The organism is Acinetobacter sp. UNC436CL71CviS28 (genome assembly GCF_000620525.1).
Classification (GTDB): domain Bacteria; phylum Pseudomonadota; class Gammaproteobacteria; order Pseudomonadales; family Moraxellaceae; genus Acinetobacter; species Acinetobacter radioresistens.
Genome location: NZ_JIBB01000028.1, coordinates 15,298 through 38,769, shown reverse-complemented (window position 1 = coordinate 38,769; position 23,472 = coordinate 15,298). Strand labels below are relative to the sequence as shown.

Annotated in this window: 20 protein-coding genes and 1 riboswitch; of the genes, 14 read left to right on the top strand and 6 right to left on the bottom strand. The window is 41.7% G+C overall.

What is annotated here, in order from left to right:
- The 9 genes from N518_RS16810 to N518_RS0110965 all read left to right on the top strand — a co-directional run.
- Window positions 1–320 (top strand): IS30 family transposase (locus N518_RS16810; protein ID WP_002123542.1); only part of this gene is annotated, 320 nt, incomplete at its 5' end.
- Between the two features lie 910 nt (window positions 321–1,230).
- A riboswitch (guanidine-I (ykkC/yxkD leader) is annotated at window positions 1,231–1,346 on the top strand.
- A 30-nt stretch (window positions 1,347–1,376) separates the two neighbouring features.
- Window positions 1,377–2,114 (top strand): urea amidolyase associated protein UAAP1, encoded by a 738-nt coding sequence (locus N518_RS0111000; RefSeq protein ID WP_005025110.1) that lies wholly within the window; start codon window positions 1,377–1,379, stop codon window positions 2,112–2,114.
- Window positions 2,115–2,125: 11 nt separating this feature from the next.
- Window positions 2,126–2,788: an urea amidolyase associated protein UAAP2 gene (locus N518_RS0110995; RefSeq protein WP_005025112.1), complete on the top strand. Its 663-nt coding sequence runs from the start codon at window positions 2,126–2,128 to the stop codon at window positions 2,786–2,788.
- Window positions 2,789–2,791: 3 nt separating this feature from the next.
- A complete protein-coding gene (gene uca / locus N518_RS0110990; RefSeq protein WP_005025115.1) occupies window positions 2,792–6,397 on the top strand; it encodes an urea carboxylase in 3,606 nt (1,201 codons plus the stop codon).
- Window positions 6,398–6,503: 106 nt separating this feature from the next.
- The gene (locus N518_RS0110985) at window positions 6,504–8,105 is read left to right on the top strand and encodes a hypothetical protein (RefSeq protein WP_005025118.1); all 1,602 of its coding nucleotides are present in this window, start codon (window positions 6,504–6,506) and stop codon (window positions 8,103–8,105) included.
- Between the two features lie 770 nt (window positions 8,106–8,875).
- The gene (locus tag N518_RS17465) at window positions 8,876–8,980 is read left to right on the top strand and encodes a hypothetical protein (protein ID WP_372410767.1); all 105 of its coding nucleotides are present in this window, start codon (window positions 8,876–8,878) and stop codon (window positions 8,978–8,980) included.
- Window positions 8,973–9,416 carry a CopG family ribbon-helix-helix protein gene (locus N518_RS0110975; RefSeq protein WP_004280384.1) on the top strand — a complete coding sequence of 148 codons (444 nt, stop codon included), beginning with the start codon at window positions 8,973–8,975 and terminating at the stop codon, window positions 9,414–9,416. Before N518_RS17465 ends, N518_RS0110975 begins: the two co-directional genes overlap by 8 nt.
- A gap of 11 nt (window positions 9,417–9,427) precedes the next feature.
- Entirely contained in the window at window positions 9,428–11,236 is a 1,809-nt protein-coding gene (gene atzF, locus N518_RS0110970) for an allophanate hydrolase (RefSeq protein WP_005025125.1), read from the top strand.
- Window positions 11,233–12,255 (top strand): ABC transporter substrate-binding protein, encoded by a 1,023-nt coding sequence (locus N518_RS0110965; protein WP_017400899.1) that lies wholly within the window; start codon window positions 11,233–11,235, stop codon window positions 12,253–12,255. Before atzF ends, N518_RS0110965 begins: the two co-directional genes overlap by 4 nt.
- An 87-nt stretch (window positions 12,256–12,342) precedes the next feature.
- Here the strand turns inward: N518_RS0110965 and N518_RS0110960 are convergent, their stop codons facing one another.
- The 5 genes from N518_RS0110960 to N518_RS0110940 all read right to left on the bottom strand — a co-directional run bounded on the left by N518_RS0110960 (window position 12,343) and on the right by N518_RS0110940 (window position 16,469).
- Window positions 12,343–12,672 (bottom strand): DMT family transporter, encoded by a 330-nt coding sequence (locus N518_RS0110960; RefSeq protein WP_005025131.1) that lies wholly within the window; start codon window positions 12,670–12,672, stop codon window positions 12,343–12,345.
- 8 nt (window positions 12,673–12,680) lie between these two features.
- The gene (locus tag N518_RS0110955; RefSeq protein WP_005025133.1) at window positions 12,681–13,562 is read right to left on the bottom strand and encodes a hypothetical protein; all 882 of its coding nucleotides are present in this window, start codon (window positions 13,560–13,562) and stop codon (window positions 12,681–12,683) included.
- Entirely contained in the window at window positions 13,559–14,566 is a 1,008-nt protein-coding gene (locus N518_RS0110950; RefSeq protein WP_005025134.1) for an isopenicillin N synthase family dioxygenase, read from the bottom strand. Before N518_RS0110950 ends, N518_RS0110955 begins: the two co-directional genes overlap by 4 nt.
- 77 nt (window positions 14,567–14,643) lie before the next feature.
- A complete protein-coding gene (locus tag N518_RS0110945; RefSeq protein ID WP_026444237.1) occupies window positions 14,644–15,525 on the bottom strand; it encodes an ABC transporter ATP-binding protein in 882 nt (293 codons plus the stop codon).
- Window positions 15,525–16,469, bottom strand: coding sequence for an ABC transporter permease (locus N518_RS0110940; RefSeq protein ID WP_026444236.1), 945 nt, complete (start codon window positions 16,467–16,469; stop codon window positions 15,525–15,527). The genes N518_RS0110945 and N518_RS0110940 overlap by 1 nt, the downstream gene beginning before the upstream one ends.
- Before the next feature lie 627 nt (window positions 16,470–17,096).
- Between N518_RS0110940 and N518_RS0110935 the strand changes: the two genes are divergently transcribed.
- The 4 genes from N518_RS0110935 to N518_RS0110920 all read left to right on the top strand — a co-directional run bounded on the left by N518_RS0110935 (window position 17,097) and on the right by N518_RS0110920 (window position 21,752).
- Window positions 17,097–18,446 (top strand): spinster family MFS transporter, encoded by a 1,350-nt coding sequence (locus N518_RS0110935; RefSeq protein WP_005015253.1) that lies wholly within the window; start codon window positions 17,097–17,099, stop codon window positions 18,444–18,446.
- Between the two features lie 85 nt (window positions 18,447–18,531).
- Window positions 18,532–19,545, top strand: a complete 1,014-nt coding sequence (locus tag N518_RS0110930) for an AraC family transcriptional regulator (protein WP_005025139.1) — start codon at window positions 18,532–18,534, stop codon at window positions 19,543–19,545.
- Window positions 19,546–19,624: 79 nt separating this feature from the next.
- Complete coding sequence (locus N518_RS0110925) at window positions 19,625–20,731, top strand: NAD/NADP-dependent octopine/nopaline dehydrogenase family protein (RefSeq protein ID WP_005025141.1); 1,107 nt, start codon at window positions 19,625–19,627, stop codon at window positions 20,729–20,731.
- 1 nt (window position 20,732) lies between these two features.
- Window positions 20,733–21,752: a 3-hydroxybutyryl-CoA dehydrogenase gene (locus N518_RS0110920; RefSeq protein WP_017400900.1), complete on the top strand. Its 1,020-nt coding sequence runs from the start codon at window positions 20,733–20,735 to the stop codon at window positions 21,750–21,752.
- On the opposite strand, the gene N518_RS0110915 is transcribed toward N518_RS0110920, so the two are convergent.
- Window positions 21,745–22,212, bottom strand: coding sequence for a MarR family winged helix-turn-helix transcriptional regulator (locus N518_RS0110915; protein ID WP_005015243.1), 468 nt, complete (start codon window positions 22,210–22,212; stop codon window positions 21,745–21,747). The genes N518_RS0110920 and N518_RS0110915 overlap by 8 nt on opposite strands.
- Window positions 22,213–22,359: 147 nt before the next feature.
- On the opposite strand from N518_RS0110915, the gene N518_RS0110910 reads away from it, so the two are divergent.
- Entirely contained in the window at window positions 22,360–23,472 is a 1,113-nt protein-coding gene (locus N518_RS0110910; RefSeq protein ID WP_017400901.1) for an amidase, read from the top strand.

Genomic DNA, 23,472 nt, shown 5'->3' with positions numbered 1-23,472 from the left:
GTAAAACGTTGACCTATGACCGTGGACGCGAGATGGCAGAACATAAAATACTTGAAGAAGATTTAGGCATAGATGTATATTTCTGTGACCCACATTCACCCTGGCAAAAAGGCACATGCGAAAATATGAATGGTTTAATTAGGCAATATTTACCTAAAGGGATTGATTTAAATCAGGCAGATCAGCATTATTTAAATCAAGTTGCCATGTCACTGAATACTCGTCCTAGAAAAGCGTTAGATTGGCTTACACCATTAGAGAAATTTGCTCAGCTTGTTGATTATCATAAGACTTTTCAAACTGTCGCACCTCATGTTTGAATTCGCCAGAATATAAAGATCCTAATTATTTCGTTTTATTAAGCCATAATGATAAAAAATAATAATTGCTATGATTTATATATAAAAACAGTCATTAAACTTCTCGAAAAGCTAATTTTATTATTTAAAATATTGGATATAAATTAATTTATTTCAAAAATTATGTTTTATCAGGTTTTTTAAAGAGAAGTGATTAAGCCTGTAATTTCTGATCATGAGTCTGTTCTATCTGCCTGGTAACAGGCTTGATTCTTAATTTGAGAATTCTAGAGCCTGACCTATAGGAGAAAGTTGAGAGAGAAAGGTTTCTATATTAAACAGGTTTAAATTTAAATTTTGATCAAGTCATAAAGAAGCGCAAGAATCAGAGCCCAGAAAGCTATCCAGAACTCACTAAAAATATAATTTAAAGTAGGCTATCTTTCATATATTTATCGTGAAAATTTAGTGAAAAATCTGTATTTAATAAAAATTTCACTAAACCCTGTCAAGCAAATAAAGCATTTCTACATCATCTTCAAAATGCTCCCCAAAGATCTTTATTTTTATTCAAGATATATTTTACCAATTTATAAATAGAAATTATTTCTCTATCTCTACAGGCTTTAGTAATTAAACCCATTTTATCGTTGAATATTTCTAATTCAGGGCTGCTTTAAATTAATCCAGTTGATGACTCTGAGTTTTAAATACGAGTCTAAGAATTGACCCTATTAAAATGTTTGAAAAAGTGCACATACACTTATCAGCATTACAGCCTTTATCAAGCATCAACTCAAGAGTTGTTTGTATATAGTGCTCAGTAACAGTGCATCATTATCGAAACGCACTACAAGTGTTATAGAAAAGTATTACGAAATACCAAATCCGTATGATTAAGTTGGCATACCCTTTGCATTTACCTCTACAGCATAAAGTGATCTAGGGTTCCGGCAGTTATTTTTTAAAGCCTGCGTCTGAGACCGAGAGTTCACGGCTAGGTTTTCCAAAACCAAAGCTACACGGAGGGATAAAAGCCCGGGAGGTAAACCGTACAAGTTAGATGCAGAGGCTGTTATGAGCACGACTACTTATCACGAAGATTCCGCACTGTGGACTGAACTTTTACCGGGTGGCCATCACTGGTCTGCGCGCATTCAACGTGGCGCAGTTTTACAACTCAAATCCTTGGGCGCAAATGCCAATGTTTCGCTGTTCTGTGTCAATGCAGAAGACAAGCTGGAAGCCTATAACATGCCAGACAGCTTAAAAGGGCAACATACCGCATTTCTAAGTACAGGGCACATTTTAGCCTCTGATTTGGGTCGTGCCATGATCTCGATTGTGAAAGATGATCACGGTTGGAATGATGCCTTCTGCGCACCAAGTACTGCACAGCAAATCGAAAATCAATTTGGTTCAAAAACGTTTCAAGATGCCCGTAATGAGATGTACCGCAACGGCAAAGACAGTTTATTACTGGAAATGACCAAATTTGGATTATCGGCAACTGACCTCAGCAGTACTTTAAATCTGTTTTCTAAAGTTCAACCTGATGATAACGGCAACCTCAGCTATGTGGCATCTGACAATACTCATCAAGTGATTGAACTACGTTTTGAAATGGATTGTCTGGTGTTTTTATCGAGTGCACCGCATGCCTTAGATAACTCATCTGAATATGCACCAGCTGATATTCAACTATCACTCTTTAAAGCACTTCCTTTAGGCGAGACAGATGTCTGCCGTGATTCATGCCCGCAAAATCAGCGTGCATTCCAAAATAATAACCGCTACTACGCTTTAACTGCTTAAGGGGAATGATCATGACTGCACTCGTAAACCCAACACAAAATCATGAAAAACCAGTACTCAGCGAAGTTTGTCCTGCCGGTGAAGCGTGGATGTGCGAAGTCAAAAAAGGACAGTATTTCCGTATTGTAGATCTAGAAGGCAACCAGGCGGTAGATACCTTATTTATCTCCGCACATAACCCTGAAGAGCGTTATAGCGCAACCGATACTTTGGCGATGAATCGTCAAATATATTTAGAAAAAGGCACAGCGTTATACACCAATTTTGGCAATAAAATCGCCACCATCAACGATGATAACTGCGGTCGCCATGACACCTTAGGCGGTGCATGTTCATGTGAAAGTAACACAGTGCGCTATGCCCATGACAAATACCCAATGCACAGTTGCCGTAACAATTTCATGATTGCATTGTCACAACATCCGATTGCGAAAAAGCATGATTTGAATGTGCGCCATATCGGTCCAAATATTAATTTCTTTATGAATGTACCTGTAACTTCAGATGGTCATTTGAAATTTGATGATGGTATTTCTGCTCCGGGGAAATATGTGGAGATTAAAGCGGAGATGGATTTGATTGTCCTCATTTCAAACTGTCCACAACTGAATAATCCGTGTAATGCCTATAACCCGACAAAAATTCAACTGATTGTCCGTGAAGGCGAGGAATAAGCCATGTTTAATAAAGTTCTCATCGCCAACCGTGGTGCAATTGCGTGTCGTGTTATTCGTACCCTTAAAAAATTAGGCATCCAATCGGTTGCCGTCTATTCAGAAGCCGACCGTGATTCATTACATGTGACTTTAGCAGATGAAGCTGTTTTCATTGGTGATGCACCTGCGAGCCAAAGCTATTTAAATGTCGATAAAATCTTAGAAGTCGCAAAACAAACCGGTGCAGAAGCGATTCACCCGGGCTATGGCTTCCTCTCTGAAAATGCCGAATTCTGTAATCTGTGTGAAGCACAAGGCATCGTATTCTTAGGGCCAAATGCCGAACAAATGAAAGCTTTTGGTCTGAAACACACCGCACGTGAATTGGCAATTCAAGCCAATGTGCCATTACTTCCGGGCAGTCAATTGTTGGCTGATGAAGCCGAAGCACTGCTAGAAGCGGAACGTATTGGCTATCCTGTGATGCTGAAAAGTACCGCAGGCGGTGGTGGCATCGGCATGCGTTTGGTCTGGAATGCTGAAGAGCTGAAAGATGCTTATGCAACGGTGTCATATTTAGCGCAAGCCAACTTTAAAGATGCAGGTTTGTACTTAGAGAAGTTCGTGCAAAATGCCCGTCATATTGAAGTGCAAATTTTTGGTGATGGTCACGGTTTAGTCTTGGCTTTGGGCGAGCGTGATTGTTCGGTACAACGTCGTAACCAAAAAGTGATTGAGGAAACACCTGCACCACATTTAAACGATGAACAACGTGCCTATATTCAAAATGTTGCGATCCAACTGATGCAATCGGTGAACTACCGCTCGGCAGGTACGGTTGAATTTGTGATGGATACCGACACGCAAGAATTCTATTTCTTGGAAGTGAATACTCGTCTACAAGTCGAACATGGTGTCACCGAACAAGTGTTTAGTGTGGACTTGGTTGAATGGATGGTGACTTTAGGCAGTGGTGATTGGACGCCACCAACAGCACAGCTTGATTCTAAAGGTCATTCCATTCAAGTGCGGTTATATGCTGAAGACCCAATTAAAAACTTCCAACCAAGCGCAGGTTTACTGACTCATGTCGAGTTTGATGCCAATGCCCGTAATGAAACGTGGGTAGAAACAGGCTCCAACGTATCGTCATTCTATGATCCAATGATTGCCAAAATTATTGTGACTGCGGATGATCGTGATTCTGCCATTCAAGCCATGACCGATACACTTGCCAAAACTTCTGTGGCAGGCATTGAAACCAACCTTGAATATCTACAAAACATTATCGACTGTGATGTATTTAAAGCGGGTACGCAAACCACACGCTTCTTAAATACCTTTGAGTGGAAAACCCAAAAGATTGAAGTCCTGCAAGCAGGCATTCAAACCGCCGTGCAGGATGTTACAGGGCGTTTGGGCTATTGGGATGTCGGTGTGCCACCATCGGGTGCAATCGATCCGCTGTCTTTAAATGTCGCCAACCAACTGTTAGGTAATGCACCGAATACCGCAGGTCTAGAATGTACCTTGCAAGGACCAAGCTTAAAATTCCATTGTGACAGTCAAATCGTGCTTGCAGGTGGCGATATGCCATCGACTTTGGATGGCGTAACTGTACCAATGTGGCAAACCGTGAATGTGCGTAAAGGTCAGGTGCTGAAGTGTGGCAAGATCGCCACAGGTTGTCGTACCTACATTGGTATTAACGGCGGTCTCAATGTCCCTGAATATTTAGGCTCACAAGCAACCTTTACCCTAGGTCAGTTTGGTGGGCATGCAGGGCGTAATTTACTCATTGGCGATATGCTTCCAATCACGGCATTTACATCAAGTGATGGCAAAGCATTAAGCCAAGATCAAATCCCGACCTTCTCAAATTCTTGGGAAATTGCAGTGATGTATGGTCCACATGGTGCGCCTGATTTCTTTACCAAAAATGACATTGATACCTTCTTTGCCAATGAATTTGAAATTCACTTTAACTCAAGCCGTACCGGTATCCGTTTGATTGGACCAAAACCTGAATGGGCTCGTCAGGACGGTGGTGAAGCAGGTCTGCATCCATCCAATATTCATGATAATGCCTATGCCATTGGTGCGATTGATTTCACTGGTGATATGCCGATTATCTTGGGTCCAGATGGTCCAAGCCTTGGTGGCTTCGTGTGTCCTGCGGTGGTGATCAATTCTGAACTGTGGAAATTGGGTCAGCTCAAAGCAGGCGATAAAGTGAAATTTGTGCCTGTGAGCTATACCCAAGCCAAAGTACTCAATGAAAAATATCATGCACAATTGGTATCAACAGATACGCAAATAGTCACTTTTAATGAATCGTTCTATCCTGAAATCAGTACGCTGAAAACCGCCATTTTAGACACTTTGAAAGGTCAAAATGGTACGCCTGATGTGGTGTATCGTCCTGCGAGCAACAACTATATGCTGGTGGAATATGGCGATCTGGTTTTAGATTTAAACCTGCGTTTCCGTATTCATGCGCTGATGCAATGGGTCAAAGAGCAAAATATCCAAGGCATTATTGACCTGACACCGGGTATTCGTTCACTGCAAATCCATTTTGATTCGACCAAGCTCGATCAAATTGATTTATTGCATATGCTTCAAGTCGCAGAAGAACAATTGCCTGATGTGACGGAAATGCAAGTGCCATCACGTACTGTGTATTTACCACTGGCTTGGGAAGATTCACAAACACAGCTTGCAACTGAGCGTTATATGCAAACCGTACGTCCAGATGCACCGTGGTGTCCGGACAATATCGAATTTATCCGCCGTATTAATGGTTTAAAAGACAAACAAGCCGTGAAAGATGTGGTGTATAACGCGAGTTATTTGGTTATGGGCTTGGGTGATGTGTATTTGGGTGCGCCTGTGGCAACACCGCTTGATCCACGTCAGCGTTTAGTCACCACCAAATATAACCCTGCACGGACTTGGACACCTGAAAATGCCGTCGGTATTGGTGGTGCGTATATGTGTGTTTACGGCATGGAAGGTCCGGGTGGCTATCAGTTTGTGGGTCGTACTTCGCAAATGTGGTCACGCTACCGTAAAAACCCTGATTTTGAACAAGATATGCCGTGGTTATTGCGCTTCTTTGACCAAATTAAGTTTTATGAAGTGTCTGAGTCCGAGTTGATGCACATGCGTGAGGACTTTAAAGCAGGGCGTTTAAAACTGCGCATTGAAGAAGGCGTACTCAACCTTAAAGAATACAACGAATTCTTAACTGAAAACCAAGAATCTATTTCAGCATTTAAAGCGGTGCAACAAGCTAATTTTGATGCAGAGCGCCGTCGCTGGCATGAAGCAGGACTGGCGGAATATGTCTCTGAAAGCCTAGATGCTGTGGATGATGGTGAAGGTGTTGAAGTGCCTGAAGGTGGTTGTGCGGTGGAATCGCATATGCCCGGTTCAATCTGGAAAATTGAATGTCAGTCGGGTGATATTGTGGAAGAAGGTGCGACGCTTGCGGTGATTGAAGCGATGAAGATCGAGATTCCAATTATTGCGCCTGAGCGTATGCGTGTCGATGCGGTTACCATTGAAAAAGGGCAAACGGTGAAAACGGGGCAGGTGTTGTTTACATTGGCACCAGTGGCTTGATGAGATAGGAATAAAAAAGACCGTCCGTAAGGGCGGTTTTTTTATTCAATGAATTAATAGTTTAGTTTAAAATGATATTTATACTTACAATAAATTTTCTAATGTTATGACAAATACACGAAGAGATAATTTTTCAAAACCTGTTGTGAGAGCATTAAGAGAACGGGTAAATAATCTTTGTTCTAATCCAGATTGTGGTAAGCAAACAATTGAGCCACAAAAAGCTACCTTAGATAAAATTAATCTTACTGGTACAGCCGCACATATATGTGCAGCAAGTGTAGGAGGACCAAGATATGATGAAACTATGTCTCAGCAAGAGAGAAAATCTATAGAGAATGGAATTTGGTTATGTAATCATTGTGCTAGAAAAATTGATATAGAACCTGATGCATATTCTGTTGAGTTATTAAAAGAGTGGAAAAATAAAGCTGAGCTTAAATTATTGGCGAATAGTAATAGTCCTCTATATGCGGAAAGTGAGTTTCAAAAGGAAGCACAATTAAGGGTGCTTGAAAGTCATAGATCAGGTCAAAGCTTTATAGGTGTGGCAAATTCTTCTTTAAATACTATTTCTAAAATAGTTCAAGAAGAGCTTAGGATACTTGATCCAAGACTAAATATTTCCTGTGACTATATCAATAGCACAACTCATTATAGAATAGATGTGGCAGAAGATAGTGAAGAGTCAGTAAAAATTAATTTTAAACCTAATAGTGCTGAAGAGTTTACCAAGAAATATACTAAGTTAATTGAAGGTGGGGAAACTTTTGAAATAGATGTTGATGCCATTAGTTCTAATTCAGAAGCTTTAAATGTTATTTTTCCTTCTCAGATAAAGGATGGAAAGCTATATGTTAAGAAAAATAGCGATTTAAGAGGAGAGTTAGAGTTTTTTGATGAAAAAGAAAATCTTATCTTGAGTGGTAATTCTGAGGTGGTTTATGGAGAAAAATCACATTCTTTAGAAATTACGAAATTTGAAGGTTTAATGACCATAAAGTATAAAAATTCACCTATCAAAATTGGAGAGCCGAATAAAATACATTTTGAGATTTCTATCCATCTTAAAAATTGGGATGATATACCAGTCGAACGACTAACTTATTTTAATCAGATTAAAAGAGTATATAAGCTTCTCGCAGAATGTAATCAATTAAAGGTTAGACTTTCAGTAAATGGAATTGAAATATCATCTGTAATTACTGAAAATTTTCAAAAAGATTGGATAAACTCTATGTATATATTATTAGAATATGTAGAAAATGCTAGAAAAATCAGCGAAAAATTAAAGGTAGATGTTCTTTTTAGGTCTGATTTTCCACTAAATAATACAGAAATTAACAATTCTTACGAAATAGTTGAGTTGTTAGCAAATAAAAGTCACGAAAAGAAATTTTCTGCGTTCAGTAATTTTATTCCAAATAATGAAAAACAAGAATTAGATGCAATCTTTGCACAAGAAGACTATGAAATTATTATTCTTGAAAATAGAAAATTGAGTAATTTCATATTGTTAGACACTAAGGTTAAGTCAACCAAGATTTATATAAAAACTACCATTATTAATCCTCTTTTTGAGGTGGTTGAAAAAACAAAAAATAAAGAAGGTAGAATAGAATATAAGTATAAGGTTCTACCTAAGGATGAAACTAGTTATTTAAATCGAGAGGTTTCTTTAGAGGCTTTTAACTTACAAAAAAATTAATTTCAGAAATTAAATAACGGTTTTAAATTTTACGATTGTTCATTCGTAAGCTCGAAACCATTTTTTTGGAAAATTCTAAGATTCCAAAAATAAACTTAGTGGATCATTTGATTTATCTAAAGTAAAACTTAGATCGGCAGGCTATCGCTTAGTATATCAGCTTATCGACTTCAAAATTGTCGTTTTGGTACTAGATGTAGATCGTCGAGATGCCATCTATAAAAGATGTAAAAAATTATCTAAGAAGTGCTTGCCATTATTAAACATCCTTTAGCCACACTTTGATGCACACTCGAACCCCAATGGTGCAAAATGGCATATTTTTTAGGCATACTTAAAAAATAAATCATTCTTGTTTTGCCTCAATTTGCGTATGTAATTAATTCCCCACGCATTCTGCTTAAATCTATTCTATTTTATATTATGGCATGCTTTATGCTTTTATTTATATACAACTATAAATAGAGGAGAATAAAGCACTTGACCACTAAATTCCAAACATCGGTTAACCATTCATGTATAAAAAGAATAGCAAGGACATGAGCAATCAAAATGGAATAAACCGGTGAAATACAAAACTTACTTTTGCTTTAGAACAAGCCCCATTTCAATCTTATGGGGCTTTTTTTCACCCTTTTATGTAACTTTATTTACCTCATCCAAATAAGTAAAAACTGGCACGCTTTCTGCATTTTCCTAAGTAATACGAAATTCTGGTTTTGTAATATCCACAGGAGATGCACATGAACAATCCGACATCAAATAAAAAAATGCATCCATGGCTTCACTTTCTGGTTGAGCTGCTTAGCGTACGCGCAGGCTTTCACATTAAACAATCTTCACAATATCAATCCAAGGATCAACATCGTGCCTAAACAAAAATTGGCACGTATCAGTATTACCGTGCCAGAAACCACACTGCATGCAATGGATCAAAAAATTGTCGAGCAGCACTATGAAAGCCGCTCGCAAGCCATTGTCGACATGATTAACCGTCACCTGATTGATGATCTGGTGATTCGCGATGAAGTCATGGTTGGCACACTCACTTTGCTCTATGACGTCAGTCTGAAACCGCTGCGCAGTCAGCTGGTCGATCTGCAGCAGCAGTATCTGGCGCAAGTGATCAATTCACTTCATATCCAGCTGGATGATGAAAAAATCTTGCAAGTCATGCTGATGCAGGGCGCGAGCAGTGATCTGAAAGAAATTAGCGAACAATTTATTGCACTGAAAGGCGTGATTAAAGGCCATCTCGAACTGATGGATGCCGTCATGCCGCCCATTCCACAAAATACCGAACACACTTAAGGAGAACAGCTGTGCACAATTTATGGACTGTACAGGACTGGCAACACGCCTACCAGAATAACAATATCCAGCTTAGTGACCTGATTGAGTATGTTGCCGGGTTGAATAATGAGGATCATGCCTGGATTTCAATTGCGACGGCAGCACAATTACAGGCACAAATTGATGCATTGACTGGTGCAGATAGTGCAAGCTTGCCACTTTATGGGGTGCCATTTGCGGTCAAGGACAATATTGATGTTGCAGGGTTCTATACCACAGTAGCATGTAAAGAGGCAGCTTATCTGGCGACTTCCGATGCAACAGCAGTAGCCAAATTAAAAGCTGCCGGTGCGATTGTCGTGGGTAAAACCAATCTGGATCAGTTTGCGACGGGTCTGGTTGGGGTGCGCTCTCCATACGGCGCGGTGAAGAACAGCTTTAATCCTGAATATATCAGTGGCGGTTCGAGTTCGGGTTCCAGTGTAGTCGTCGCAAACGGATTAGTGCCATTTTCACTGGGTACAGATACTGCAGGTTCAGGACGTGTACCGGCAGGGCACAATAACATTGTCGGGCTCAAATCGACCAAAGGCTGGTTCTCGACTACCGGCCTGATTCCGGCTTGTCGCACCATCGATGTGATTTCGATTTTTGCCTTAACGGTGGATGATGCCTGGCAGGTAGCGCAAGTCATGCAGGGCTATGATGCCAGCGATGATTATTCCAGAATGCATCCTCAGAATGTACCGAGCCAATTTTCAAAAGGGAAAATTGCCATTCCGGATACACTAGAATTTTATGGCGACGCCGAAACTGAAAAAGTATTTCAACTGGCAATCACACGTGCGCAAAGTTTGGGTTATACGGTTGAGCCGATTGATTTTACTCCATTTCAGCAACTGGCAGCGGCCCTGTATAATCGCTCTTGGGTGGCTGAACGTACCAGTGCCGTGGAAAAAATGGTGCAACGCAAGCAGACCCATCCGGTCATTGGTCAAATCATTGCGCAGGCAGACCGGTTCAGTGCGGTCGATGTCATGCAGGATGAATATGAACGCGCCCGCCTGAGCCGTGTTATTCAAAATACGCTGGCAGCGTATGATGCCTTGATGGTGCCGACCGCACCTACCATTTATCGTATTGCAGAAGTAGAAGCTGATCCTCTGGTCAAAAACAGCCACATGGGCGCTTATACCAATTTTGTCAATTTTGCCGATCTGTCGGCTTTGGCGCTACCAAATAGCATTCGTGCCGATGGTTTGCCAACGGGCGTGACCTTTATTGCGCCAGCCTGGATGGATGAGGCACTGGCCAAATTCGGGCAAAAATGGCAGCAGGCAAGCCAGTTAAAACTGGGAACTTCTGAACGCAACTATGAAAAAACAACTGAAATCTCATCGGGTCACAGCGTCAAACTGGCTGTCGTCGGTACACATCTGACCGGCATGCCGCTGAATTTTCAGCTGACCACACGTGGTGGCACCCTGATCAAACAGACCCGGACTGCTTCGCATTACAAACTCTATGCCTTAAAAAATACCACACCGCCAAAACCTGGCCTGCAATACAACGCGACAGGTTCCTCGATTGAAGTAGAGGTCTGGGACATTCCGCGTGCCCTATTCGGGGACATTGTTGCAGAAGTACCGGCACCATTGGGCATTGGCAATGCCCAGCTGATTGATGGTACTTGGGTCAAAAGTTTTATCTGTGAAGGTTATGCGCTTGAAGATGCCACAGATATCAGTCATTTCGGTGGCTGGCGCGAATTTATGAAATCTAGACAACTTTCAAATACCAAATTTAAATGTGAATGCATAGGGGAAGTCGCAAAATGATCAAAAAAGCACTGATGTCCGTTTCCGTACTGTCTGTAATCCTTTTTAGTGGCTGTGACAATACTGCAAAAATTCCTGCATCAAATACCAAAGCAAGTGAGAGTACGCAAAACCAGCCGATTCGGATTGGTTATAGCGACTGGCCGGGCTTTGTAGCCTGGCAGGTAGCGATTGAAAAAGGCTGGCTTAAAGAAGCAGGTATCAATGCCGATTTTAAGTGGTTTGATTATTCTTCTTCACTCTCTGCATTTGCAGCCAATCAGCTGGATGCCGTAATGGTCACTAATGGCGATAATCTGGTCACCGGTTCAGGGGGTACCAAAGGCGTGATGATCATGGCAACTGACTATTCAGCTGGAAATGATGTAATCATTGCCAAGAACGGAATTAACTCTATACAGGACTTGCGAGGAAAAACTGTTGCGACTGAAAAAGGTCTGGTGGATCACTTGCTGCTATCCACTGCACTGGATGATGCCAAAGTTGGCCTGAATGAGGTTAAGCTGGTCAATACCATGACCAATGAATTGCCACAGGTGTTTGCCACACCTGATATTGATGCGATTGCTGTATGGCAGCCGGTGGCAAATCAGGCTCTATCTGCGGTAGCTGGTTCAAAAATCATTTTTACCTCTAAAGATAAACCTGGCCTGATCTACGATACCCTGACTGTAAACCCGGCCCATCTGGAAGCCAATAAAGAGCAATGGAAAAAGGTAATTCAGGTCTGGGATAAAACCGTCAAATACATCAATGATCCGGCGACTCGAGAAGACGCTGCACAGATCATGTCCAAACGGGTCGGTGTTGACCCAAAAACCTATATGCAGTTTATTGACGGTACACATTTACTGGATCTGGCAGCCAACAAGAAAGTATTTACCAAAGGTAATGGTTTTGATTCAATTTATGGCTCAACCTATCATGTGAACAAGTTCAATGTGGCTAACGGCATTTATACAACGGAAATGAATGTGGATGGTGTGATTGTTCCAACTTTGGTACAAGAACTCAAATAGAGCTTGCCGCCTCATTCCGGAATGTAAACTAAAGCTATAAAAAATCCCCAGATTGGGGATTTTTATAGTCAGATGAAGATTAAAAAATTAAAGCTGCGTACTTTTGGAAAAGACATTGATAAAAATAATGCCAATGATCATAAACGCCAGACCGATCAGTGCAGGAAGATCCAGTTGCTGTTTAAATACCAGCAAGCCAACTGTTGAAATCAGGATAATACCAGCCCCTGACCAGATCGCATAAGCAATACCCATCGGAATGGTTTTCATAGTCAGTGACAGAAAAAACAGGGCAATTGCATAGCCGGCAATGGTGGCAAGTGAAGGCCAGAACACGCTAAAACCATTTGAAGCTTTGAGTGCAGATGTTGCAATAACTTCTGCAATAATGGCAATTGAAAGATATAAAAAAGACATATTTCTCCCTATAGCACCCGTTCTGCATGATGCATCAGGTGATCCTGTTCTGATTTCAGCCAGTTTTCAGCTTGTGTAGTCGTGGAGGTTGTATATTGAAAGTGGTAATCCGGCTGGTATATATCCAGCTCAAAAATCAGATCGATTTTACGGTCATCGAGAACCACACGCTGAATCAGACTGCTTTCATTGAGCACTTCAAAATTTTCCAGATTAAAGGCTTTGCCTGTTTCGCTTGTGCGGGTGCTGTAAGTTTTAGCTTGAGCATCAGTCCCGATAGAAACCTCAAAACTTTCCAACAAGGCAAACACGGTCGGATCGACAGCTTTAAAGTCCATTTGAGCGACTGCGCTTTGCACTTCAGGCAAACGCGTCAGGGCATAGGCAATATGATCAGCACAAATAATCAGGCCACCATCCATTTCCAGTGTCTGACCAGATTGCACTTCAATTGCAGACTGAAGCCGCAAGCTTAAAAACAGGCCACGTTGTACCTGCTGGCGCCAGTCTTCGACATAGACATGACTTGGAGAAAATTCCAGAATGCAGTTGCCAATCGCATGTAACTTGGCTGGTTCCGGCCACTGCACATGATTCTGGTAATTGGCGTAGTCTTTCACTTCCCAGGACAAAAGTTGGCTGGCGCTATCCCAAAGCGTATTGCCAATCCAGCCTTGGCGTTCCTGAACAGCTGTTCCTGTCTGGCTTTTTAGACGAAGATCAATGGTAAAACTGCGCGACTGAAACCAATACACAATGGTATTTTCATCAGTCAGGCCATTAAAAAAGCTGATGCTTTTACGCCGGAAAGCCCCATATAAAAAGTCCGGAATCATCTCTGGCTGAGTAGTCGTAGGTTTTAAAGTCTTAATCACTTCGAACAGATTCATGATGTTGTCTCCGCCTGTTCTTCAAGTCCAAAAGAGGAAAGTGGTACAGCATTTTTTAAGACCAATTCACCGCTAGCGACGCGCTGTTTTAAATATTGAAAGGTCTGGGCGGTCTGATTAAACAGGTGCTCACCACCAATCAGGGCAGCATATTTGCTGTTTTCAGTGTGAATAACCGGTTCAATCACGGTGTTATAATTGCAGGCACAAAACAGCGGAAATGAATAACGTTCTTCCGACACTTTTTTCACCCGATGCTTGGTGGCCAGATATTTACCATTGGACAGAATTTCCATCATGTCACCAATGTTCATCACCAGAGTATTTTCAATCAATGGAATATCGATCCATTCACCGGCTTTATTCAAAACCTGTAAGCCGGGTGCGGTCGGTAACAGCAAGGTAAAGCATTCGTAATCGGTATGGGCACCTATACCTTCGGCATCTTGCACTTCCGGATGATAGGGATAATGAATCAAGCGTAGCTGACTTGGTGCATCAGTAATTTTGCTTTCGAAAAAATCCTCACGAACGCCCAATGCCAGTGCAAAGGCAGAAAAAATCTGCTGGCTGATTCCACGCAAGTGGCCATAATACTGGCTGACAACAGTCTTGAAATCCGGATGGTCTGGCCATAAGGTAGGGCCAAGTAAAGGACAGTTTTTTTGTGTACCCTGATAATCATAATTGACATCATAGGCTTCTTTTAAATCATAACTGTTGCCTGCAAACTGTTCTTCGCCAATCGGCACATAGCCACTATGGTTTTTTGATTTGCCAATATAGTGCTGCATCTTGGTGTTTAGATCCTGAGAAAAATAGGACTGGGCCATTTCAATCAGGGCTTTGGCGTGATCAAAATTGAACTGGTCACCCTTGAGATAAAGAAAGCCAACCTCTTTACAAGCCTGATCCAGAGCATGAGCAACTTCAATACGATCAGCTAAATCCGGACTTTGCAATTTTGAAATATCAACCAGTGGGAGTACATATTGCGCTTGCATGACAATCACCTCTAATGTTGGTCGTCCAACACAGCGATTAAAACCTTCAGGTCGTCCCAAAGGCATTTTGAATAAGATTATTTCTTGCTGCTGACCTTGGTCATACGCGGAATGACCGGCAGTTCTGCCAGTGCCGGATCCAGTTCATCTTCTTCAGCATGCACCAGATGATCGACATGCTGTCTTAACTGTTTAAATTCTGGAGTCAGCATCAGTTCCGGGTGGCGTGGACGAGGGAGATCTACTTCAATAATTTCCTTGATTTCACCCGGATTAGCTCTAAGCGCCACAATCCGGTCAGCCAGTAAAATGGCTTCATCCATATCGTGGGTGACAAAAATGATGGTGATATCAATGTTTTGCCACAGGTCCATCAGGTGACGTTGCATTCTTTGCCGGGTATGCGGATCGAGTGCCCCAAAAGGTTCATCCATGAGCAGGATTTTCGGTTCATTGACCAAAGCCCGGGCAATCGCGACACGCTGTTTCATCCCGCCAGACAACTCATGCGGATACTGGTTTTCATACTTTTCCAAACCAATAATATTGATCCATTCACGTGCCTGTGCTTCGGCTACTGCACTGCTTTGGCCTTTCATACGCGGGCCAAACATGACGTTTTCCTTAACAGTTTTCCAGGGAAACAGGGTATAGCCTTGGAACACCATGCCGCGCTCCGGACTTGGGCCGGTAATCGGTTGGCCATCGACCAGAATTTCACCGCTGCTATAAGGATCCAGTCCTGCAACCACCCGGCTAAAGGTTGACTTGCCGCAACCGGAAGGTCCAATCACACAGATGAACTCCCGCTTATGAATTTTCAAATTGAGTGCATTTAAAACTGTACGTTCGGTTTTGCCATGACTGAATTTTTGCGTAAGCTGTTTGGCTTCAAGGATCACCGGACGGGCGTAAATTTTGTCAAAGTATTCACGGGTATTAAATTCAGTGTATTGCATTAGTTTGCTCCCGGTTTCCATTTAAATAGGCGCTGTCCCAGTTTCATTAAAATTACATCGCAAACCAGGCCAATCACACCAATGATCAAGATAGCTGCGAAGACATTCGCAAAGTTCTGATAGCGGGCTTGCTGGGTAATAAACCAGGTAATACCCGAGGTACTACCAATCAGTTCAGCCACGATTAAATAGGTCCATGCCCAGCCAAGCAGCACACGCAGATTACGGTAAATTTCAGGTAGTGCTGCCGGAATCACCACATGAAATAGACTTTTAATTTTATTGGTACCCAAAGTGAAACCGGCCTCAATCAGACTACGATCGACCAGACGTGTGGTATTGGCAATAATTAGAATTTGCTGGAACACGGTGCCGATGACAATGATGGCTATTTTGGGTGCATCATTGATTCCTAAAATAGCGACGGCAAGCGCGCCAAAGGCCGGGGCAGGCAGGTAGCGGAAAAACTCGATAAAAGGTTCGGTCAACTGGGAAAGTTTATTGGAAAAACCACATAAAATACCGAGTGGAATACCAATCAGTGAAGAAATAAAGAATGCCGTAAACACCAGCTTGATACTGTGCCAAAGGCTTTCATGAAACCAGGGAACATTGGCCTGAGCAGGTGCAGTGGTAAAAGCTGTGACCAGTGCAGTTGCAACTTCGTGCGGTGCGGGCAAATAAATTGGATTGACGAGTATACCTTGCGGTGGAGCAAGACCTTGATCTATTGCAGACTGGGCAGCAGAAAAAAAGGTATTTTTATCAATACGACTATCAACCTGTAAATAGGCAACACTACCTGAATCCGTAATTTGGACTTGTGGATGCCAGATCCAAGGTAAATAACTGACTGCACACCAAATTAAAACTGGTATTAGAAAAGACCCCAAGCCAAATAGCAGTTTGTTTCTTGAACTGAGTTCATGTGCAACGTAACTCATAGTGTTGCCCCTCAATATTACAAATTTTATAAAACGTAATACTGATTAAGCAAAATGAATGCCAAGCCTACAAAGCAGAAGAGTAATTATAGAATTTCAAGCTAAAACTGGTTTATATTTTTTAATTTAACTATATGTTTTAAAATAATAAATATAATTATATTTAAGGCGGTGAAAAAACAGATTACAAGGCTAATCAAAACCATCATATTAAACAAATAATGCATTTATTTAGGGCTTTATTCTTCTAGAAATAAAATAATTCTAGATTAATTAATTTTTTCATTAACTTATTAAAACTACCAACAGGAATACTTAGAGATAAAACAAGTTAAGGTATAAAATTATACTTAAAAAGTTGTGGAAAATTACAGATAAAAAGCAAATAATTATTCAGTATAGAGGGGGAGTACTTTTCATAATATAGACCCGGAGCTCAGCAGCAATTTAGCTCAATGAATAACAATAATTTTGAATAATAAGGCTTACATTCACTAGATTTTGTTATTCAAGCGCCACGGATCAGGTGTAGAGCACAGTATGAGAAGAAGATTATATAAAAATGATAAGTACTGAACAGAAAAATGGTCCTGAACCGATACACAGGACCGACATGGAGGTAAGTATATGAGTAATCTCAATATACAGACAGAAGGAAGTATAAGTAAATCAAGTGTATATACCTGGTACGTCGTACTGCTGTGTATGCTGGCCTATATTTTTTCGTTTATTGACCGGCAGATTCTGGCACTGATGATCGAGCCGATCAAGGCTGACCTGAATCTGACTGACACCCAGTTTAGCCTGCTGCATGGTTTGGCTTTTTCCCTGTTTTATGCCTTTATGGGATTGCCACTTGCCTATATTGCTGACCGTTTTTCCCGGCCAAAACTGATTTCTATCGGAATTATTTTCTGGAGTCTGGCTACAGCATTCTGCGGACTCAGTAAAAACTTCGTGCAGCTTTTCTTGAGCCGTATGGGGGTCGGAATTGGTGAAGCTGCTCTGTCACCTGCTGCTTACTCAATGTTTAGCGACATGTTTAGCAAAGAAAAACTGGGACGTGCAGTAGCAGTTTATTCGATTGGTTCTTTTGTTGGAGGCGGCATTGCCTTTCTGGTCGGTGGCTATGTTATTGGATTGCTGAAGGACACAAGCCTGATTGATGTGCCATTTTTTGGTATGTTAAAAGCCTGGCAAATGGCATTTATTATTGTTGGATTACCCGGCATTTTTATTGGCCTGCTGTTTATACTCACTGTGAAAGAGCCAAAGCGTAAAGGTCAGCGTCTTAATGCTCAGGGTGAAGTAGAAAAAGTCAGTTTTAAATCCAGCTTCAGTTTTATTGGAAAGCACCGTAAAACTTTTACTTGCCATTATCTGGGTTTTACATTTTATGCGATGGCACTGTACTGTTTAACCAGCTGGACACCTGCTTTTTATATGCGGAAATATGGAATGACCCCGACAGAAGCCGGTTATATGCTAGGTAGTGTATTGCTGGTAGCTAATACTTTAGGTGTATTCTGTGCAGGCTGGTTAAATGACTGGTTTGTTAAAAAAGGCCGTAAAGATGCCCCTATGATTACAGGTGTTATTGGAATCACAGGGTTAATTTTGCCGATCATGTTTTTTACGCAAGTTGAACCATTATGGCTCTCTGTTACCTTGCTGGTGCCTGCAATGTTCTTTGCGTCATTTCCAATGCCTATTTCCACTACGGCGATGCAAATGCTGGCACCAAACCAGTTACGTGCTCAGATCTCGGCAATTTTTCTGCTAATCAGTAATCTGGTTGCAGTAGGAATTGGAACGACACTGGTTGCATTAATTACTGACAAAATCTTTGAAAATCCATTGATGGTAGGCATGTCTTTATCAATTGTTGGCGCAATTTCATGTGTAGTGGCTTTTCTGCTGCTGAAATTTGGCTGTAAAGCGTTTGCCCAAAGTATGCAAAAGGAACATGCAGCTTAGGAAGAGAACATATCATATTTATGCCTATTGCTTGCAGTAGGCATTTTTTATTTAAAAATAAATAAAACTTAGATGGAGCTGGAATATGAGCCTGATTTCACAACTAGACCGTCTGCATTATCTTGATCATTTTTTATTGTTCAGTTCGACCGACTATCACACTATTAAACAGCAGATCAGCCATTATCTGTGCCCCCATCAGTTTGAGGTAGATTCCAGCCAGATTCTAAATACGCGTCTTAATGGTTTTAGCTTTGGCACATCAGCACTCTATGATCTGAAATACAGTGCGCCTGTGGCAATTACTATAGATGAATCTTCTGCCCATTATCTGTTCAGAGTTACGCTTGAGGGCGAGTGCAAGATCGAACATGATGCCCGGCTGATTATACAGTCACCTGGTATTATGACGGTTTCACATCCCCATAGTAAAAATCGGATTATTACCAGCCAGCACTGTCGTAATATTATTCTGAAGCTGTCCAGACAGGAGGTTGATACACAGCTCTACAAAATGCTCGGCCATATGGTAGCAGAGCCACTACTGTTTGACTGCGGTATATCCTGTACGACAGAAGGTGTCGAGGCGATTATCGAAACTCTGAACTATCTTTGTCATGCCCATTACAACATCCAGCATTGGGATACTATTTCTGAAAGCTTCGGCCGATATCTGATTGAGCTGATTTTACTGAAGGTTCCGAATAATTATACTGCGCAACTGCAGCAAAGGGGGAAAGTTATATTACCTGGCTATATGAACAAAGCCAGACAGTATATTGCCCGGCATATCCGAAATAATATTGTACTGGCAGAGCTGGGCAAGCAGTGCGGAGTATCGGTGCGGACCCTGCAAAAAGGCTTTAACCAGTATTTCCATCAAACCCCAATTGACTATATTCGAGACTTGCGTATTAAACTCATCCATCATGAGTTACAGCATAGCCAAGCGCATGAAACTGTAACTGATATTCTGCTGCGTAATGGTATTAACAGTTTAGGGCATTTTTCTACACTTTATAAAAAACGGTACGGTTGTCTGCCATCACAGACTTTGAGGCAGGCACATCCGCATTGCTCATCTTATTTCGTAAACTGAACAATCTGTTCGTAATCGGGTAAGACAGCCCGATTTCTCCTGTTTAGCATCAAGTAAAAGCAGATCAGGAAAATTACCAATGAAAATTACGGTACTGGGCGGTGGCCATGGCTGTTATGCAGCAGCAGTAGAAATGGCTGAAAAAAATCACGAGGTAATATGGTGGCGCCGTGATACACAGGCTCTAAAGCGGCTAGCAGAAGCAGGCAAGTTAAAAATCAAGGACTATCAGGGTAACCGTTCAGTCAGTGTCGGATTTCAGAATAGTCAGATCACTTTATGTGAGGATTTACAGCAAGCGGTTCAACAGGTAGCGCTTATCGTTATACCTTTACCAGCGACAACTCATGAGGATCTGGCCCGACAGATAGCGCCCTACTTGCAGGAAGGACAAGTGGTTTTTCTGCCGCCGGGGACTTTTGGAAGTTATATCTTCGCGCAAGCCATGAAAGAGGCAGAAAATTATGCCCAAGTCGCATTTGCAGAAACAGGTACGTTACCTTATCTGGTCCGTAAACACGCTGCTGACCAGATTGTGGTGAGTGGCTACGCTACCCGATTACCTACCGGTGTTTTTCCGAGCCAGTTATCTGAGCGGGCTTTTCAGATACTTCAGCAGGCTTATCCGAGTATTGAGCCACTTGAAAATAGCCTAAGTGGAGCACTGATGAATGCCGGACCAGTAATCCATCCACCCCTGATACTAATGAATGCCGGAGCACTAGAGTATTTTGAAACCTGGGATATTCACAATGAAGGGACTCAACAGTCTATTCGCAGGGTGACTACTCAGCTGGATACTGAACGTATTCAAGTTCGTGAAGCGCTTGGTTATAGTGCACCACATTTTCCTCTGGCAGATCATTATAATAAAGAAGGAGAGGGTGATGAGTGGATGTATGGCCGCGGGGCACATGGAAAATTGACCGACAGTGGAGACTGGCGTGAAGATATCGATCTGCATACCCACCGATATATGCTCGAAGATACCAAGTTGGGGTTGTCTTTTCTAGTTTCTGTTGGGCGCTGGGCTGGAGTACCGACACCGGTTGCCGAGGGTTTACTGAATCTTGCCTCGGCAGTCACAGGAGAGAATTTCTATCAAACTGGTCGTACCCTGGAAAATCTGCAACTAGCACAAAAAAGCCGTCAGGAAATGTCTGCCATTTTACAGCAGGGAGCCTGATATGCAGTTAATCAAACAAATTGCTGTGGTTGGAGCAGGGCGTATGGGGAAGGCAATTTCGATTGCTTTTGCCTATGCAGGATTAAATATTCAGTTGATAGATGCCAGAGAACGCGATCCAGAAGAATTCCATATATACAGACAGAAGATTATTAGCGATATTTCTCAGGAGTTGCAGCTCTTGGTTAGTATCAACTTTATTCAGGAAACATACGTTGAAACTATTTTAAAACGTATTGAAGTAACCAGCAGAAATAAATCACAGAACTTTTTAAGTCATTGTGAGCTGGTAATGGAAGCTGTCCCTGAGCTTAAAGAGATTAAACAGGAAATATTTAAATGGCTGGATCAGTATCTGCCATCAGAATGTATTGTTGCATCTACTACTTCGACTTTCTTGGTGAGCGAGATTGCCCAGATGCTTTCTGTACCGGAACGGGTAATCAATGCACATTGGCTAAATCCGGCTTATCTGATGCCTTTGGTAGAGTTAAGCCGGACAGCAGAAACCTCAGATTTAGTGGTAGAGCGCCTTAAAGCATTTTTAAAAATTATTGGTAAGGTACCCGTCGTATGTCAGGCCAGTGCGGGCTATATTGTGCCGCGTATTCAGGCACTGGCCATGAATGAAGCTGCCCGTATGGTTGAAGAAGGTGTAGCTTCGGCAGAAGATATTGATATTGCGATTAGAACCGGATTTGGCCTGCGTTTTTCTGTACTGGGCCTGCTTGAGTTTATTGACTGGGGTGGAGGTGATATTTTGTTTTATGCTTCACAGTATCTGGAAAAAGAACTGGGTACACGTCATAGCGCTCCGGCTATTATTGCTGAAAACATGCAAAATAAAAGAAATGGGCTACGTGAAAAACAGGGCTTTTATAATTATCATACAGTAGATATTGATAGCTATAAATTACAGGTATTGAAGGCCTTTACCACTCGCATTGCTGTAGCAGGTCTACAGCCTGAACCGGATATTTTAAAGCATCCGGTATCAATAAATAAGACTGGCATCAATTAGAAGGCATCAGGTCAAACAATTTTTTTAACTGCTTGTTTAAGTCATGCAGCTCATCCTCTTCAAAAGCATGCAGAATTCCGGCCAGGGTTACCTGGCTGATCTGGTTGATCTGTTCAACCATCTGCTGGCCTTTTTCAGTAAGTTTCACCATAGACACCCGCTCATCAAGTTGTGAGGAAAAAACTTCCACAATATCGTCTTCAACCAGACGATAAACAGCTTTGGTTGCGGTCGTCAATTTAATTGTTGAAAGATTGGCAATTTCAGTAATACTGGCTTCACTTACTGCATTTACACTTAAAATAATTTTACGTCGGGTATTATCTATTCCTAATTTTTTTATAGATTTTTCAATAAGTTGAGTATATTTCCCATTAATTTGAGAAATCCAGAAAAATGGGAAATTTTTTAAGCTATTTGGATCTTTATTAGGTAAAAACTGTTCTAGCTGACTCAGCATGACAAAGCCATATCTTTGAAAAAATGTAAATTCATTATAAACAAAATTATGAAATATTTTCTTTCTTATCATTCATAAAAGTTACTTGACAATTACATTAAATTTTCAGATATTAAGCTTATAAAATAAAAATACATGGAAAAGTGAATGAATATTATCGCACAGGAAGTCCATGAAGGTACAGGTGCACTGAAAGTCATGGTTAAGGACTCTATCGACATTCGGGGCCTAAGAACTATGGCAGGAAGTAAGGCACTCATGGAGGTAGAGCCTGCATTGGCAAATGCAGAAGTTGTAGACCTTATTTTGAAAGCTGATTGCGTCATAACTGCAAAAACCAATCTGCATGAACTGGCATTTGGTATTACAGGAATTAATCCTGTATTTGGTACACCTGTTAATCCAAAGTATCCAGATCTGATTCCAGGGGGATCATCCAGCGGTTCGGCTGCCGCGGTGGCTGCTGGCCTGGCCGATTTTAGTCTGGGCACAGATACGGGCGGTTCTATCCGCATGCCGGCAGCCTGCTGTGGCGTATTTGGTTTTAAACCCAGTTTTGGGCGGGTAAGCCGTAAAGGTGTTTATCCTGTGCAAAGCTCACTGGACTGTGTCGGACCATTTGCCAGTTCAGTCGAAATGATTATTACCGCAATGCAGATTATTGACCCTACTTTTAAGTCTTCAGAAAAAATCCAGCATCAACCTAAACTGGCGGTACTTAATGTAGAAGCGGATTCAGCAGTCTGGGATTGTGTTAAAGACTATCTGACTCAGACAAATTTAAAAGTAGAGCCAGTACAGGTAACTACGTTTAGTGAAGCCTTTCAAGCCGGGATGCAGATTATTAATTATGAAAACTGGCAAGCTTATGGAACGCTTACAGAAAGCGGAAAAATCAGTCCAGATGTTCAACAGCGACTACTTAACGCGGCGAAAACGACTTTAGAGCAGGTTCGGCAGGCAGAAGATGTAAAAGCCAGGTTTACTCAGGAAATTGATGAGCTACTTGAACAGTATGATGTCCTGATTCTACCTACCTTACCGCAGATACCCCCTAGAGTGGCAGAGGCTGAAAATACTGTAGCATTTTTAAATCTTACTGCACTGGTGCGTCCATTCAATTTATCAGGTCATCCTGCTTTGAATATTCCTTTACAAACTATGACAGGTATGCCAGTGGGCTTGCAGTTGGTAGGCAGGAAAAATGCAGACGAGCAGCTATGTGCGGTCGCGGATTTTATTATTAAGGCAGCGCATTAA